Here is a 16,966-nt window from a genome sequence, read left to right as displayed (position 1 = left end):
AGCAAGGATTCTTATGAATGATAATTCACAATCCCATCAAGAGCGATTAACCCTTTCAGAATTCAATCAACATTTGCTTAATAAAATATTTAAAGATAAACGAGCTTTACTGATTATCCCTCATCAGGATGATGAAATAATAATTGCCGGTTCAATGATTCTCAACATGAACAGAAATCAGTGTGAAGTTTTTCTGGTTTACACAACCAACGGTGATTATGAAATTGACGGAAAAATTCGTCTGGGTAAAACGCATAATGCCATGAAAAAGCTTGGTATTGGAGAAGATCACATTCTTTATCTGGGGTATTCAAACCAAAATCCTCAAGAAGATACTCATTTGTATTTACATATTGATAAGCCATGGACGTCCATTCGTGGGAAAACCGAAACAAATGGATTTGATTCTCATATCGATTTCCGGTATTCAATGGATGGAACCCACAGCAAATTCACAAAGCCTGCTTTCATTCAGGATATTAATGATGCAATTATTCACATCAAACCTGATTTTCTATTCGTGATCGATTTTGATTATCACCCGGATCATCGATGTGCATCATTATCGTTTGAAAAGGCAATGGGAGAGATTCTGGCTATGACTCCAAATTATTTTCCTTACGTATACAAAGCCTTTGCCTATCCCACATCCTATTTATCGTATATGGATTATTCACCATATAATCTTTCAAGTACTTTCTACAAAAAAGAGGCTTTCTCCAATTTTCCTCTGAGTAATCCTGCATATTCCTGGTCTGATCGCAGCAGATTTCCTGTTCCAGGCTTGGCAAGGACAGAATTATTGAAGAACAACCAAATTTATTCTGCATTGCGTGAATATAAGAGCCAACATGCTGCCTCCCATGCAGAAAGCATCTTGAACAGTGATCAGGTTTTTTGGCAGCGAAGAACTGACAGCATTACATATCGATGCACTATCGAAGCATCTTCCGGAAAAAGTGAATATCTAAATGATTACTTACTGTTCGATTGTAATTCCATCATGCATGGTGAGACTGAATATCCCGTCTTTTGTAATTGTTCCTGGATACCTGATAAAACAGATTTTCGTAAATCGGTCCGTTTTACACTGGCAGAACCAAAAGATCTAGGAGAAATCGTCTTTTATGAAGGATGTGATGAAAAGGATCGGATTGAAAAAATGAAAATCCTGTTCAGTAATGGATTTGAAGTTGACATCAAGGAAATTCAACATAATGGACAGCCGACTAAAATTTTTGTAGAAAACTGCGAGGATGTTGAGTGGATTGAATTCAAAATCATCCAGGCATCAGGCAGTCGCGCAGGAATCAGTGAAATAGAGATCTATGAAAAGAAGAAAGAGGAAATCGAATTTATAAAAATAATGGTAAATGGATCGTTTGCCTATAGTTATTTCACGTCAAAACCGTTGATTCCCTTTGAAATTTATGTTCATGAAAAATTTAATCGTTGCCATACACTTCCGGATGACAGATTTGAATTTTTTACAATAAATGAAAAAGGGGAAAAAATCATCTTCTGCCAAAAACAAGTTGAATTAATAAAACATTCAAAAATTACTATTTACGCACAACTGAAAACAAACCCTTCGATTTTTGATGGTATTGAAATCACCAGATTAAACCCCATCCAGATTTTCCATCTCTTAGCATATCATCAATGGATTAAAATAAAAATTATAATTAGGAAAATAATTTATATCCTGAAAAAAATGGTTTTAAATATTTCAAGTCGCGTGGTTAAATCATACGAATAATCATCGTATAGTAATCGATATGATCATTTTTCTTCATTGCTAATAATTGACAATAATCACCTTTGCAGATTTATTCTCAAAATTGGATACAAAAAATGGAATTATGAATATGACTATTAAATCAGAAATTTCAAAAGAGCTATCGTACCGACTAAAGATAATCAATGTAATTATGATTATTTTGGTCATCTTTATACACTCTTATCGTACAGAAATAAAATATGAGGGTGAGATTATTGGTTTAGTCGTCCCGAAATTTTTGGAAATTCTCAAACGCATCATTTCCAGGAGAATAAGCATATCTGCTGTTCCATTATTTTTCCTGATATCAAGTTTTTTGCTTTTTTCAAAAGAGATTGATTTCAGAAAAAATTTGGTAAAAAAGTCGAAAACGTTATTAATCCCATATCTATTTTGGAATACTTTTTGGATTATTCTATATTTCATAGCGCAAAATATCTCTTTTACCAAGTCATTCTTCTCAAATCCAAATACCATTATCAGAAATTTCGGAACAAGAGATTTTTTATACGCTTACATCGGCAACTTATCAGCTGGATCCAGTGAACCATTTCTTTTTACCTTGTGGTTTATTCGGGATTTAATGATACTGAATATTTTCTGTTTACTAATTAAAAAAATAATCGATAAATACGCTCTTTTCGTTTTGGTCGGCTCTTTTTGTTTTTGGTTTTTTGATATTAATTTCTACATCGTAACAGCAACCTCCCTTCTATTCTTTGTTCTGGGATATTTTATTGTGAAATATAATCTGCAAATTGAAATGATTGATAATATAAAGTATCGGTACATAATTCCAGTCTACATTTTCGCAGTTGCTTTTTCCATGCTAAACCATCCTGTCATTTCGAATATATTTTATAAAGCGACGGTCATAATTGGTATCTGCTTCTTTATTAAACTATCAAGAAATATTTATTTAAATAATAAATTTCGCGAATTCTTTCTAAAACTCGATTATGCAACCCTTTTTCTGTAAATTAGAGTCTGAAATATCCATAGATCTTTAAGAATTCATAAACTTGCCAGTACAAAAATGTTTTCCGATCTGCCATTCTTCGCAGGTCTCCATCAGTAATGCCGAGACCAACCTGAGACAAGAAGCTTGATTTGGAAACACACCAACCACTCTTGTCCGTCTGCGAATCTCTTTATTAATCCTCTCCAGACTATTGGTTGTTCGTATCGTTCTTCGATGTTCCAATGGAAAATCAAAAACCAAAGAACCCTCAAAAAGGTTATTTTCGAGCCAAGATGAAAGCCGCGGAGCAGAAATAGCATACTTCTGGATGGCGCTCTGCAAGAGCTCTTCTGCTGTCTTTCGATCAGGAGCATTAAATATGGCTCTGATGTCTGCTGCCACTTCCAATCTCATCGATTGTCTGGGCAGATAAGCTCCGGCATTCTGTTGCAGATGGAACTGACACCGTTGCCAGGGAATACCGCCAAAAACTGCTCTTCTGGCTGCCCCTAGACCTTCATGGTCATCACTGATAATCAGCTTTATTCCGTGTAACCCTCGCTCTTTTAGACTCTTTAAAAATGCTTTCCAATGTGTTTCATGCTCACTAAGCGAAACTGAAACCCCAAGTATTTGCCGTTCGCCTTCTGGCGTAATGCCAGAGGCCACCAAAACCGCTGCATCTCTTACTTGTCCTGCTTCACGAATCTTCTCATATCGGGCATCCACAAAGAGATAGCTGATCTCTCCTAATGGCCTTTCACGCCATTCTTGCAGTACTTCGTCCAATTGCGCTGTTGCCCGGCTGACTTGTGTGGCTGAGACCTCAATCCCACAAAGCTGTTCCGTAATGGTTTTTACCTTCCGAGTCGATACTCCCTGTACATACATTTCAGCCAGTGTGATCGTAAGGGCTCTTTCACTTCGCAGTCCCTTTTCCAGAGCACTGGGATAAAAACCACCCTCTCTAACCTGTGGAACTGCAAAGGTAATGTTTCCTATCCTGGTCTGTATCGTCTTCGGTTTGAAACCATTTGCATGTCCCTTGCGATCCTTTGTGCGTTCGTACTGTTCAGCTTGTAAGTACCTTGATCTTTCTACTTGCATGGCGTTATTTATCAGCACTCGCATCATTTCTGGAATTGCTTCCAATCCTTTTTCCGCTATTTCCTCTGCAATGGTATAATTATTTGGGTGAGTCATTTCTAGTCTCCTTTTATGGTTTGGTTACTATAAGGATACTTCTGACTCACCTCTTTTGTTAAGGTTCTTTATTTTACAGAAAATATGTTACACCAACTAAAACTCTCATCTTTCACATTTTTTATCTATTGCTTTCACGAATATAATAATTCTATAACAATCAAAGCAAATGGAAAAATATTTCCCCAAACCGCTTTGATCCAAACATTAGAATATTTGTTATTACCTTTTATAATCATGAGTTTTTGCATCATAATTGCACTTGTTTTACAAAAATTCACGCCTAAATTTTTTTCTATCATCACTGGGAATCGAATAAAATAATCATGATTATATATGCTGTAAAAGGAATCGACAAACGGTTAAATAATTTCACAAAACGTTTGGTCTTTTTTTTTATGAATTTTTTAAAAATATTTCGAAATTTGAAATCTACAATATGCATTTTTAGAATTAAGGGAGGATTTTGTTTATAGCTTAGAGATAAATTCATTCTTTTTTTGTTCCAAGCAGTATTAAAATAAGAATTTCGTACAAAAAAAAACCCGAATTATTTATTGTTTCAAAAATATTCTGAATTCGTTTTGAAAATATTCATTTATCCTAATTTATTTGAAATGAGAAAAATATGATTGGAAGCTTTGTAAAAAATTTTCCACCTTTGATTAAAATCTATAGAATAATCACGATAACTTACTATAATTTGAGGTATTCCTTTTTACGTATTATTTATCAAGGGAATAAACATTATTGTAATTTATGCAAATCACACACAAGGATCTTTTTTGGTTATGGGGAAAAATCTGATTTTTTTTCAGAAAGAGAAATTATTGGTGCAAGATTTAGAGAAAACGCGATGTGCCCATGCTGTAGTTCTTTGGAACGACACCGCCTTCTTTATGACTACCTTGAAAATCATACAGATATATTTAAAGAAAGCTGTTCCATCCTTCATTTTGCTGCAGAAGGGAACATTAAGAATAAATTATTTGAAAACACACAAATCGATTACTATTCTGCTGATATCGTGAAGAACCGGGCTATGTATCAGGTTGATATTACAAAAATCCCGTTTCCTTCCCAAAAATTTGATTATGTTTTATGCAATCACGTATTACAGGATATTGAAGATGATCGAAAAGCGATTATGGAAATGAAAAGAGTCTTGAAATCGAATGGGACAATCATCCTATCATTTCCACTATGTATTTCTCAACATAATACATATGAAGATATGGAAAAAAATCATTCAAGGAACGTTTCGAAACATACGGAGACAAGTACCATGTTCGCATCTATGGATTGGATGTTAAACAACGAATTCAAAGTTGCGGACTCCACGTGCAAGAATATATATGGAAGGATCATATTAACGACAGACCGAATCATATGCTGATGTCAATTCATGAAAAAGATCGTTTGTTTGTTTGTTCGCTATCCAATCAAGAAATGTCTGAGGATTAAAAATTTTATTCCAACAGGTTGGATGTAATGCCATATATGATTTCCTCATCAAATTGAGATGAAGCAGTTATCGGTATAAAAATGAATCTATAAATTCAATATTGGTGTCATTCGTCATTTTTATTCGGATTGATTATAATGAAAACAAATTTATTTTTATAGTTTGACATTCTTGAAAAAATAATTTATTTTGATCCACCAGAGTTATTTTTTTAAAAATTATTCAATTTGATATTTATATTACAAAATTCACTGGACACATTCATGGATATTCACCAGAATTTGGAAGAAAATACAAAAAATCACAATATTAAGTATATTTTCCTGGATACGAGTCTTTCGACAACATTACGGGCAAAAGCACATCGCCGGATTTATGGGATCATGATTATGTCCATGTTGCTTTCTGATCTTTCTGGAATTTTACTCAGTGTGCTGCTTGCTTCGATCATTCGTGGTTTCCTTTATGGCTCCTTGACGTTATCTTTCTTTCGATGGATTCCGCCTTTTGTCATTATATTTGTAGTTTTTGCATCAGCACGCGGACTATATCCGGCTGTCGGTATGAAGACTTTGGAGGTTTTCCACAATCTGACGACAGCTACCAGCATCCTTTTTCTGATAACTATCAGCGGAACATTCTTCTTTAAAATGAGTGATGAGTTTTCGCGATTATTAATCGGTTTGAGTTTTATTTTTTGCCTGGTAATTATTCCATTGAGTCGGATTATTGTACGATCGATTATTTATAAATTAGGTTTCTGGGGAGAACCGGTTGTGATTATCGGCCCGGAGGAAGGAGCTCGAAGCAGTTATTTATACTTTAAAGAAACGCCAAAAATTGGCTTAGATCCGAAAGTGATGGTATTTATCCCAAGAGATATCGGATCACTTGAGGTTCAGGAACGCCAGATTCTTATCCAGCGTCTAAAAGAAATCAGAAATGCTTATAATATTCGAACCATCCTTGTTCTATATGATCAGTTGGAAGAATTTGCATTAATCCGCGAAACCTATCGGGATATTTTTGAAAAAGTAATTTTAATTGGAGCCGGCGGAACAAAACTGGATTTAGGTGGAATGAGCGTACGTCCATACGGAGATCTGCTTACGTTGGAGATTCGCCATTCCTTGATGGATAAGAATGCACAATTTCAGAAACGATTTGCAGATATTTTTGTTTCCGCATTTGGAATTATTCTGATTTCACCATTATTAGCTTTTATATCCATTCTGATTCGAATCGATTCACCCGGAAGTGTCATTTATCATCAGCAACGGTGGGGAAAACATGGCAAAAAATACAACATGTATAAATTCCGCACCATGCGAAAAGATGCCGATAAAATCTTAAAAACTTTTCTTGAAGAGAATCCTGCTTTGAAACAAGAATGGGATCAATCCCAAAAACTGCATTATGATCCGCGTATTACCAGAGTAGGGCATTTCTTGCGCAGATACAGTCTGGATGAGCTTCCGCAGCTTATTAACGTGCTGATAGGAAATATGAGCCTTGTAGGACCACGGCCTCTTTTGCTCCATCAACGGGAAATTTATGGCAACAATTATCAGAATTATGTTCGCGTATTACCAGGAATGACAGGTTTGTGGCAAATATCTGGGCGAAATCATAATTTGTTTTCACAAAAAATAATTTTGGATATGGAATATATCAACAATTGGTCGATCTGGCTTGATATTTATATTTTGGTACGAACTTTCTGGGTTGTGATTCGTGGTGATGGTGCCTATTAAGATCCCGATGGCACAAAAATCTATTCACTCGAAATAATAAAATCGCGAAACACGAGAATCAAATTTTCAAGATCATGGTACAGTCGATATTAAAAAATTACGAAGTCATAATTTAATAAACAGAAAAAAATACTTAACAGTTTTTCGTTATACATGGGGTAAAAAAACAAAAAAGTTCCTTTCTCTATTTGAAAAGCTTGTAACTATTTCGAATTGTTGAGCCGCTTAATAAATTGACTCTTAAATCGAATATAATGATATTAATTGATTTGTTTTCATTCAGACTGGTAATTTGGAGGTAATTATGAAGAAATTTCGATTATCAAATACGATTTTATGGTTGATAATAACAATGATCCTATTATTTGGATTCTATTCAAATACGCTTGCATTTCAACCGTCATCGGAAGTATGCGGTCAAAGCGGGAGCATGACAGTACTTTTTGTCGGCGGTGACGCTTACGACAAAGTCGGGCATTGGCCTTATGGCTCTGATTTAGTTAGACTGGTAAAAGCGGATTTTGATAATCAAAAGATTTCCGTCATGGCATTTTCAAGGGATCTTTCCATTCAACTGATTAATGGGAAAAAACAGAATCTTGGCCTGAAATTTCACGAAGAGGACATCAAAGCAGAAGGCGATACTGTTGAAAGGGTTATTACCGCTACCGGCGTTATGACCTCAGAAATATTTGAAGAGCTATTCGGTTATCATCCTGACTATTATGTTGCTGTTGAACTCGATAAATTGAATGCGATGGTCGACGCTATCGGTGGTGTTGAGATTGACAATCCGACAAAGTTTACCAATGAAAACGGATATACATTTCCAGCAGGCGTCCAGACATTGGATGGCGAACGGGCAGCGCAATATGTACGTTCATGGATTCCCGGTTATGATGATGCCAGGTTTATCCGGCAGAATGTCTTTTTGGAACCTTTGTTGAAAAAAGTTGGCTCTCTTGAAGTTTTAGCCAAATCATTGACACTTTTTATTGAGTTTAAAGATGACGTCATTACTGATCTCAATTCAGAGATGTTTATGAGTTTTGCGTGTCTTGCCGGAAAAATTGATCCAGAGAAAATCACATATGACCAGGTAAAAATTAACGATATCACACAAATGAATCCTGATGGTTCATCTGTAGTGAACCGGGATGTCATCGCAAAATATATCGCATCCAGGCTGGATTAATTATGCCAAGTAAGTAAGATTGATATTTATAAAAAGGTCAGCGATTTATGTTTCGTTGACCTTTTTTTCAATTGAAAATATTTATCTGCGGCTAAGAACAGAAAGAGCTCGTAGTCTGGCTGCGTTATGGTCAACAATTGGTAATGGATAATGATTCCCGATTTGCACGTGACAGGATTTTTGTTCCACAGAGGTCATCAACCAGGGTGTATGAATGAATCGATCCGGCACATCCGATAATTCAGGAATCCATCTCCGGATATACATTCCATGGGGATCGTACTTCTTCCCCTGTAAAATCGGATTAAATATGCGGAAGTATGGCACTGAATCCGTTCCGGTTCCTGCAGCCCATTGCCAATTGCCATTATTTAAAGCCGGATCACCATCAATCAATAAATCATAAAACCAACGTTCCCCTTTCTGCCAATTGATTAGCAAATGCTTGACAAGAAAAGATGAAGTAATCATCCGCGCTCGGTTGTGCATCCACCCAGTATTTCGCAATTGACGCATACCGGCATCAACAACAGGATAACCGGTCAATCCATCTTTCCAGGCCTGAAGGCCTATCGCGGAATCAGACCATTCAAGGTTCTGCATCGAATTGCGAAAAGGACCATCTAAAACTTCGGGGAAAAAATGCATGATCGCTTGAAAGAAATCATTCCAAATGATTTCATTAATCCAACTATCGCAATTACTCATAGAAATGAAATCATCGGTGTTTAGTTTTGCATCAAAAGCCGCATGTAAAGCCTGCCTTTTTGATAAAAGGCCCCAGCGGAAATACGGCGAAAGAAAAGAAGTTCCGTCCTTGCATAACATATTCCTGCTATCGCTGTAAGTATAAATTGGCCCATCCATAAATGATTTCAGCTTTCTGGCAGCTTGGAATTCCTCTGCCGGAAAAGTATCCAAATGCGATAAAACAGGTAAGGTTACAGAAAAAATATCCGGAACAGACGGAAGATAATCAGGACTTTGAAAAAGCTGCAAATTGATCGGCAAAGCTTTCCAAGCCCTGCTGAAAGGGGTGAAAACTTGATAAGGTTTTCCATTCTTTTGCTTAACAGCTGAAAACGGGAAAATACAGGGCTGTTCTCCAAAATTCAATTCGATTTTTTCTCCCAACTGATTGTATTGACGAATCAGAGCAGGATGAACGTCTGCATCCGTGTACACTTTCTTCGCGTCAACTTCTCCTGCTAATTTAATGATTTCATCAACAGGATTACCAACCCGAAGTATTAATCTTGACCCAAGCTGCTGTAATGCTTTATCAAAATGATTTAATGCAGAAATTAGAAACTTGTCCTTTGTTGAAATCGTGCTAATATTCTCATAAATTTTCCGATCAAGAATGAAAACTGGCAATAAACCATTCCCTTCTTGCAGTGCTGCCGTTAATGTTTTATTGTCCGCTAAACGAATGTTTCGCTGAATCCACCAAATGTTCATCTATTTCCCTTACAATTTTCAGATGTCAATCATTACACTTCTTTTGCACATTTTGGATACACGCAATCAAAAAAAAAAACGCCTCGATTTCCGATATACAGTTAATCATGATTATACACTTGCAGAAATAGCTTCATTCCTGAGAGAGAAGGAAATTTAGATCGTGGATGATATTCGATAAAATTATTTTTTCGAAAAAAGTCATAACGATGGATTTCAGAAAGGAAATTTATACATCAATACTCAAATATTACTTTAAACAACAAGACAAAATTGTTCTTTCTTTCTAAGAATACGTGTGATAAAAATCGATTTTTTTGCCTCATCGAAAGAGGTTAATGGTACAAAGTGCTCCTGGAAGGATTCTTCCGTTATATAACGCTTCAGGTCATTTTCGAAAAATTCAGCCTGAGTTTTTTCCATATTTAAATTTATTTTTGACGAGTATTGCGCAGTGATCAAATCCGGATTGTCGCCTTTTATAACCAGAATATATTTTCCTGCTTTGATAGCATAGCCATAAATACGGTTGAAATCACCCGTCAAATTTGCCGGAAGATAATATGTTGGAATCTCTACCCATTGATTCATTTCCGTGTCCCAGAATAGAATTCTGAACAGGTTAGGATCATAGCCCTCTGGCAATACGAAGGAAATAATCATATTTTCCTGATTTTGTAAATCAGGTTTGCTGTTCAACTCCAAATCAATGTGTATACCTGTGATCATTTGATACATTCCAGGCAACTGTTGATCAAGATCTAATCGATCAATTATTGTCAGATTGGCCGTTTCTCCATTTAGGATGCCAAAATATACCTGATTTCCGCTCGGTAAGCGCAGAATAATAGCATCGAAACCAGGCGCTGAAAGAACCTCTTTTTGCCCGCTTTCGACATTAATAATTAAGACTCGGACAAATCTCAGTTCATTTATTGGTTCACCAAAAGAAGATTCTTTTTTACCAACCGGATCTGGTTTCAAATAAATGAATAACTCGATATCCAAAAGCGGGACAATAAATCCTCCGCCAAATGAGATGTAAGCGGTATCTGATCCAGATCCACCGAATAATGAATTGAAACCGGTTTTACTCCATAACTCATCATCTCCATCTCCACCGTTCAAGATATTGTTGCCGCTGCCGCTGATCAGCACATCATTTCCGCCCAAGCCAAAGATAACATCATCACCGGGACCGCCATCCAGGATATTCCTGCGATTATCACCAGTCAAATTGTCATTTCCAATACCACCGATTATACATTCGATACTTGAAACCCCGCTAAGAACTACATTGATATATCCATTAATAAGAGTTGCAATAATTCCATTTGAAAATCCCGAAAAATCGAGCGTGTCGTTTCCGCTTCTTCCATCAATATTTCCAAGACCGATCAAATTATTCATTGCACCAAGTAGTCTGTAATTTGGGTTTTCAACAATTTTGAATGTATCATCATAACCGGATCCATTGTATGACTCCATCCCAGTGAACATTAACGTCCTGTTCATACTGGAATATGAGCCGCCACTTGGTGAAATCGTCCAAACTCCGGGTTGATTTATTCCACTCAATGCATCGGATTCCAATCCACCAGTGATACTGGTTATATTCTGGAACGTCCCCAGAATGCTCTCTTCACTTCCTGCAAAGCCCGTTAGAGTCCCTAATCCTGTCAGATAAAAATTGCGGCTTGTAGAATAATTTCCGAAGTCGAGAGAATTCAATCCGGTTCCCCCATCAACGTCACCCTGCAAGATTGCCTGATCATTGAATTTGAATTGATCGTTGCCTGCCCCTCCATGTAAATCATACGCACGTGTTCCGGAAATTATGAATGTGTCTGAATCTGTTCCACCATTGAGTTTTTCAAACCCGGACAAATGCAGTAGATGCCCTGCACTCAGATATTGGAGATCTGCACCAATCTGAAACTCTGCATTCTGATTCATGCCGGTAAACTGATCTTCCATGCTGCTGGATCCGATGATCCGATCAATATTCATGAACGAACTGTGAAAAGCGCTCTCTGTTCCATTAAATCCGTCGATCGATCCAAATTCTTTTAAGAATACATTTCGTGCACTGGTGTAATTTGAAAAATCTAATGTATCACTCCCGGATCCACCATCGACATTCCCTGTTAGTATTGCGCCATCAGAAAATACAAATTGATCATTTCCTGAATTACCTTTCAACGTAACAGCATAATCCATATTGATATTAAAGAGATCGTTGCCATCTCCTGTTTGTATCATTTCAATAGCAGGGGCAATGATATCGAGATGGTTAATTCCATCTGTCACCAGGAAAGGATCTAAAGTCACAACCAAATCATTGTGAACCAGGATAAAATTCAACTCATCGATGCCTTCGCTGGACAATTCGCTGACTAAATCATTTCCCCAATTGTCAGAGAATTGGTACAGATCATTTCCTTTTCCACCAGTAAGCAGATCGTCACCATTTCCTCCAATAAGTATGTCGATACCATCCATGCCAAAAATCGTGTCATTCCCGTTCATTCCGTTAAGAACATTAGCCAAATGATTGCCATAGATCAAATCGGATGATTGCCCGCCATTTACATTTTGAATTCCAGAAATAGTACCGCTGATACAAGAAGCTGTTCCTGTGATTAGGTTGACAATAATACTTGCCGTGTAATTTTGATAATCGAGGAGATTCGAACCATTTCCTCCTGCTATCGAACCGACATGACTGGCTGTATCCTCAAAGCTGAATGTATCCCGATTGTTTCCACCGTTCAGATTTTCAAATCCCGAAAAACTCAGGATTCTGCCTGAGGCGTTATATAAGTTTTCTGGATCTATCGTTACAGTCCATACAGAATCAGAATTCATGCCAGTCAATGTATCAGCGTTGCCGATTGAGCCGGTCAATTTCGAAATATTGTCAAATCCGCCTGCAATTCCAGTTGCTGAACCGCTAAATCCTGTGATCGAACCAACTGCAGTCAAAACGATACTGCTGCCGGCTCCATAGCCGCTGTAACTCAGGATATTGTTACCCGCTCCCCCGTCTATGCTACCCTGAATCAAAGCTCCGTTGCTGAAGTTGAAGGTATCATCCAAACTGGTACCGGTGAAGTTTTCAACATTATTCAGTGTGCCAGTTGTCACAGAGCTGGTCCCTGCGTTGGCTGATACCTGGCTGTTATTGAAGCTGAATGTCACACCGCTGCCGGTTATTCCAGAGAAGTTCAGGGTATCGGATCCTTCACCGGATTTCTCGACAATCGAATCAACGCCCCATCCGTCAGTGAATACGTAGGTATCATTTCCTTTCCTGCCAATCAGCGTATCATTGGACTGTCCGCCTGTTAAAATGTTGTCTGAATCGTCTCCATAGATCGTGTTGCCGTAATTGCGTGAACCGGTCACATTTTCAACGGAATTGATTCCTCCGCTGACCGCCGTTGCAATTTTATTCGCCAGATCAACTTCAACAATAGCTGCATAATCCCGGTAATTCAGAGTATCCGATCCAACACCGCCATTGATACTACCGGTCAGTTGGCTGGTACCGAAGAAGTTGAACTCATCAGCACCGTTTCCACCGTTCAGGTTGAATGTAACGTAAGCATTGATCAGGAACTGGTCTGTGTCAGATCCACCGGTTAGATTTTCGAATCCGGAGAACGTCAGCATGTTTGTGCTGGTATAGGTTCTGGCATTCAGATCAAAGGTCGAAGCCGCATTCATACCTGTCAACGTGTCGGTCCCTCCGGCTATGCTGCCCAGGATGGTATTGATGTTTCCAAATCCGCCGCTGACAACTGCAGTATAACCGTTGAACCCGTCCGCTGATCCAGTTCCAGTCAGTGTGATATTGCGACTGGTTGTATAAGGCGTGAAGTCGAGTGAATCGATACCAGTGCCGCCATCGATCAAACCGTTCAATACCGCGTTATCCTCAAATCGGAAGACATCATTGCCGCCGATTCCATAGATGTTATTGTTCTGCGTTCCGTTGATAACAAAGATATCTGATGCCAGACCACCGTACAAGTTTTCAAGACTGACCAATGTAAGAACGTAGGAGGCCAAAGTATACGTATCAACGGACCCAAGTGTGAATGTGCCGGAAGTATTTACGCCATGCAGAAAATCATTATTGCTGCTGCCGATAAGAGAATCAATATGGACAAAACCACCCGACAGGCTGACATCCGTACCGGAGAATCCATCTGCATCCGCTCCGTTGAGCTGGATATTCCGGGCTGTCGTATTCCCGTTGAAGGACAATGTATCGCTTCCGCTAAGGCCATCAATCGTGCCTGTCAGAGAGCCTGTACTGCTCACATTGAAGGCATCATTTCCGCTACCGCCGGTCAGATTTTCAACGCCACTGAACGTCAGCAAGCCGTTGATATTGCCACTGTTCGAACCCGTCAGGTTGAAGGTTGTTCCGGCGTTATATCCGATAAGCGTATCTGTAAGCACACTTCCAATAAAGTTCTGGATGGATGTAAACGTTCCACTAAGTCCGCTGACCGAACTTGTCTCCAGTATTATGGTTACAGCAGATCCATAAGCCTGGAAGTCCAATGTATTGGTACCGCTGCTTCCGGTAATAGTTCCGGTCAGTGATCCGCCCGCATTGAAAGCGAATGTATCCTCCCCATCTCCGCCATCCAGATCGATATCTGCAGAAACGTTGACGTTGAATTGGTCATTTCCGGAGCCGGAAATCAGGGCTTCAATCTGGTAGCTGCCGGTCAAGCTGTTGGTTCCATCCGTTACGCTGAAGCTGCCGATATTCAGATCAATAATCAGGTCACCGGAAAATCCAATAAAGTTTATAGTGTCTATGCCGTCGCTGTCGGTAACCGTGTCTCCGATACCCCAATTCCGGTTGAACTGATAGATATCATCACCGGCTCCGCCGTCGAAAACATCTGTCCCGCCCATATCGGTAATTATATTGTTTGCCGCATCTCCGGTTATTGTGTCATTTCCGGTTCCGGAAATAACATTCTCTATTCCAAATATTCCGGTTGTTATGCCACTCGCTGTTACCTGATTTGTTGTCAGATTAGCAGTAATTCCACTGTTATAAACTCGATAATCCAATGTGTCTGTTCCACCCAATGCCGTGATTGTGCCGCTGAGTGTCGCACCGTCCGAGAAAATGAACTGATCATCCCCTGCACCGCCGGTCAGATTTTGGACACGTGTAAAGGTCAGGCTGCCGTTGACACTGCCGCTGTTCGCTCCGGTGACCTGATAAGTATTGGCAGAGTCAAGCCCGATGATCGTCGTCGCAGTTGCTGTTGAACCGCTCAGTACAGAAATACCTGAGAAGGTTCCGCCAAGTCCGGTAATAGACCGTAGTTGCAGGTTGACAGTAATATCTCCTGCAGTGTAAGCGCTGTAATCCAGCCTGTTGGATCCGCTGCCACCGGTGATATTTCCGGTTAAGCTGCCTGAACCGATCCAATTGAACGTATCATTTCCAGAACCGCCAGTCAAATTTTCGATTGCCACAAAAGACATTGTCCGGCTGCCAGATATATAAGTATTACCAAGATTGTTCATGTTCCATTCAGAGGTCTGGTTCAGACCGGTCAGGGTATCTACACCGGAAGATCCATTGAGAATAGAAATATTATCAAAGCCGTTTACCAAAGCGCCGTTGACCGTACCTGCGAAACCCGTAATCGACCCAATACCGGTCAGTGTTAGTACTCTACCGGAGATAGAAGCTGAAAGATCGAGCGTGTTTTCACCACTCTGTCCATTGATACTGCCTGATATTGAGGCGTTGTTCTCGAAGTGGAATACATCTGCTCCCGTACCGCCGGTCAGATTCTCAATCACCGGACCTATAACCGTAAGCGTATTGGTGCCTGAAGTGATTATCATTCCGCTCGTCTGGATCACGGCTGAGATACCATCTGTCTGTCCGGCAAAAGTAACTGTATCAACGCCGGCTGTATCACTTATGGAATCTGTACCCCAGCTATTGCCGAACACATAAGTATCATTTCCAGTTTCACCATTCAGTTGGTCGTTGCCGCCCAATCCGGTCAGGACGTTATCACCATTGTTTCCGATAATCTGATCAGCGAAGATAGTGCCAATTACATTTTCAATACTGACCAGTACATCCGTGCCGCTTTCAATGCTATATGTTGTGCCAATGGTCAGATTGACCTGTACACCCGCTGTGCTGTTGCCGCTGTAATCCACCGTATCAATACCACTGCCACCGTCCAGCCGATCATCGCCGCCCAATCCGATTATGGTATCATTACCGCCCAGCCCATAGATCGTGTCATTGCCGCTGGTTCCACTCAGGTAATTATCGAAATTATCCCCGTAAATCGTGTTGCCGGACGGACTGCCGGTTATGTTCTCAATGCTGCTGATTCCGCTGCCAACTCCGGTAGCACTGCCGCTGCCCAGATTAATGTTGATCGAGGCAGTGTATCCGCTGTAATCCAGTGTGTCAATTCCTGGTCCGCCGTTGATCGACCCGCTGATCGAAGCGGTATTGACCATCGCAAAGGTATCCTGGGCACTGCCGCCGGTCAGGTTTTCAATCGAAGTGAATGTCAGATCACGGGCGCTGCTTAATTCGCGATAGCGATTATTAATGCCGTCAATTGTAAAGATACTGTTTGCGTTCATTCCAGTCAGTTTGTCACTGGAAGTTCCGCCGATGACGCTGTTGATGTTGGTAAATCCGTTGCCAAGCGGGGAAACGGTGCCACTATATCCATCCACCAAACCCAGACCGGTCAGGTTGAAACTTAAAGCCGTTGTATAGGCTGCAAAGTTCAGCCGGTCCAAACCACCGTTCCCATCCACCTGCCCTGTCAGTTTCTGACCATTCAGGAAGGTGAAGGTATCAGCCCCTGAGCCACCGGTGAAGTTTTCGATCTGTCCACCAATATGAGATAACGTATTGATTCCATCCGTCACACAGGTGCCTGAAGAACAAGTTGTATTAACGCCGCGGGTAAAGATCAAGGAAACGCTTGCAGATGCAAAGCTCAGTGTATCATTTCCACCGCCTGGGATTTCTATTACATTGTCATTGCCCCAGTTGTTCTCAAACCGGTAGATATCATCACCCGATCTGCCAATAAGCGTGTCATTTTCCATCCAGCCGTCA

Annotated in this window: 8 protein-coding genes (1 of these 8 running past the window's edge); 5 read left to right on the top strand and 3 right to left on the bottom strand. The window is 39.7% G+C overall.

The annotated features are described in order from the left end of the window. Nucleotides 1-13: 13 nt before the first annotated feature. Together ATC1_RS10435 and ATC1_RS15175 are read left to right on the top strand one after the other, a co-directional pair. Nucleotides 14-1,759, top strand: a complete 1,746-nt coding sequence (locus ATC1_RS10435; protein WP_062281543.1) for a PIG-L family deacetylase — start codon at nucleotides 14-16, stop codon at nucleotides 1,757-1,759. A gap of 103 nt (nucleotides 1,760-1,862) precedes the next feature. After that, a complete protein-coding gene (locus ATC1_RS15175; RefSeq protein ID WP_152024291.1) occupies nucleotides 1,863-2,759 on the top strand; it encodes an acyltransferase family protein in 897 nt (298 codons plus the stop codon). Between the two features lie 27 nt (nucleotides 2,760-2,786). Here the strand turns inward: ATC1_RS15175 and ATC1_RS10425 are convergent, their stop codons facing one another. Beyond that, nucleotides 2,787-3,944, bottom strand: coding sequence for an IS256 family transposase (locus tag ATC1_RS10425; protein ID WP_062281535.1), 1,158 nt, complete (start codon nucleotides 3,942-3,944; stop codon nucleotides 2,787-2,789). Nucleotides 3,945-4,800: 856 nt separating this feature from the next. Here ATC1_RS10425 and ATC1_RS10415 point away from each other — a divergent pair. The 3 genes from ATC1_RS10415 to ATC1_RS10405 all read left to right on the top strand — a co-directional run bounded on the left by ATC1_RS10415 (nucleotide 4,801) and on the right by ATC1_RS10405 (nucleotide 8,358). Then, entirely contained in the window at nucleotides 4,801-5,340 is a 540-nt protein-coding gene (locus tag ATC1_RS10415) for a class I SAM-dependent methyltransferase (protein WP_172667764.1), read from the top strand. A 332-nt stretch (nucleotides 5,341-5,672) separates the two neighbouring features. Beyond that, on the top strand, nucleotides 5,673-7,163 hold the full coding sequence (gene wbaP, locus ATC1_RS10410) for an undecaprenyl-phosphate galactose phosphotransferase WbaP (RefSeq protein WP_062281526.1): 1,491 nt from the start codon (nucleotides 5,673-5,675) through the stop codon (nucleotides 7,161-7,163). 304 nt (nucleotides 7,164-7,467) lie between these two features. Then, nucleotides 7,468-8,358 carry an LCP family protein gene (locus ATC1_RS10405; RefSeq protein ID WP_062281522.1) on the top strand — a complete coding sequence of 297 codons (891 nt, stop codon included), beginning with the start codon at nucleotides 7,468-7,470 and terminating at the stop codon, nucleotides 8,356-8,358. Between the two features lie 81 nt (nucleotides 8,359-8,439). Here the strand turns inward: ATC1_RS10405 and ATC1_RS10400 are convergent, their stop codons facing one another. Next, nucleotides 8,440-9,819 carry a cryptochrome/photolyase family protein gene (locus tag ATC1_RS10400; RefSeq protein ID WP_062281517.1) on the bottom strand — a complete coding sequence of 460 codons (1,380 nt, stop codon included), beginning with the start codon at nucleotides 9,817-9,819 and terminating at the stop codon, nucleotides 8,440-8,442. A 255-nt stretch (nucleotides 9,820-10,074) separates the two neighbouring features. Continuing rightward, nucleotides 10,075-16,966 carry the final stretch of a tandem-95 repeat protein gene (locus tag ATC1_RS10395; protein ID WP_062281514.1) on the bottom strand. It continues 47,861 nt past the right edge of the window, so only the last 6,892 of its 54,753 coding nucleotides appear in the window; its start codon lies off the right edge, out of view — the gene reads right to left on this strand; it ends in the stop codon at nucleotides 10,075-10,077.

Source organism: Flexilinea flocculi, assembly GCF_001192795.1.
Lineage (GTDB): Bacteria > Chloroflexota > Anaerolineae > Anaerolineales > Anaerolineaceae > Flexilinea > Flexilinea flocculi.
This window is presented reverse-complemented; position numbering and strand designations above follow the sequence as displayed.

Bases quoted from the DNA above. Each gene is read 5' to 3' on its own strand.
- ATC1_RS10405 (WP_062281522.1), top strand. From the start codon at position 7,468: ATGAAGAAATTTCGATTATCAAATACGATTTTATGGTTGATAATAACA.
- ATC1_RS15175 (WP_152024291.1), top strand. From the start codon at position 1,863: ATGAATATGACTATTAAATCAGAAATTTCAAAAGAGCTATCGTACCGA.
- ATC1_RS10415 (WP_172667764.1), top strand. From the start codon at position 4,801: ATGTGCCCATGCTGTAGTTCTTTGGAACGACACCGCCTTCTTTATGAC.
- ATC1_RS10425 (WP_062281535.1), bottom strand. From the start codon at position 3,944: ATGACTCACCCAAATAATTATACCATTGCAGAGGAAATAGCGGAAAAA.
- ATC1_RS10435 (WP_062281543.1), top strand. From the start codon at position 14: ATGAATGATAATTCACAATCCCATCAAGAGCGATTAACCCTTTCAGAA.
- wbaP (WP_062281526.1), top strand. From the start codon at position 5,673: ATGGATATTCACCAGAATTTGGAAGAAAATACAAAAAATCACAATATT.
- ATC1_RS10400 (WP_062281517.1), bottom strand. From the start codon at position 9,819: ATGAACATTTGGTGGATTCAGCGAAACATTCGTTTAGCGGACAATAAA.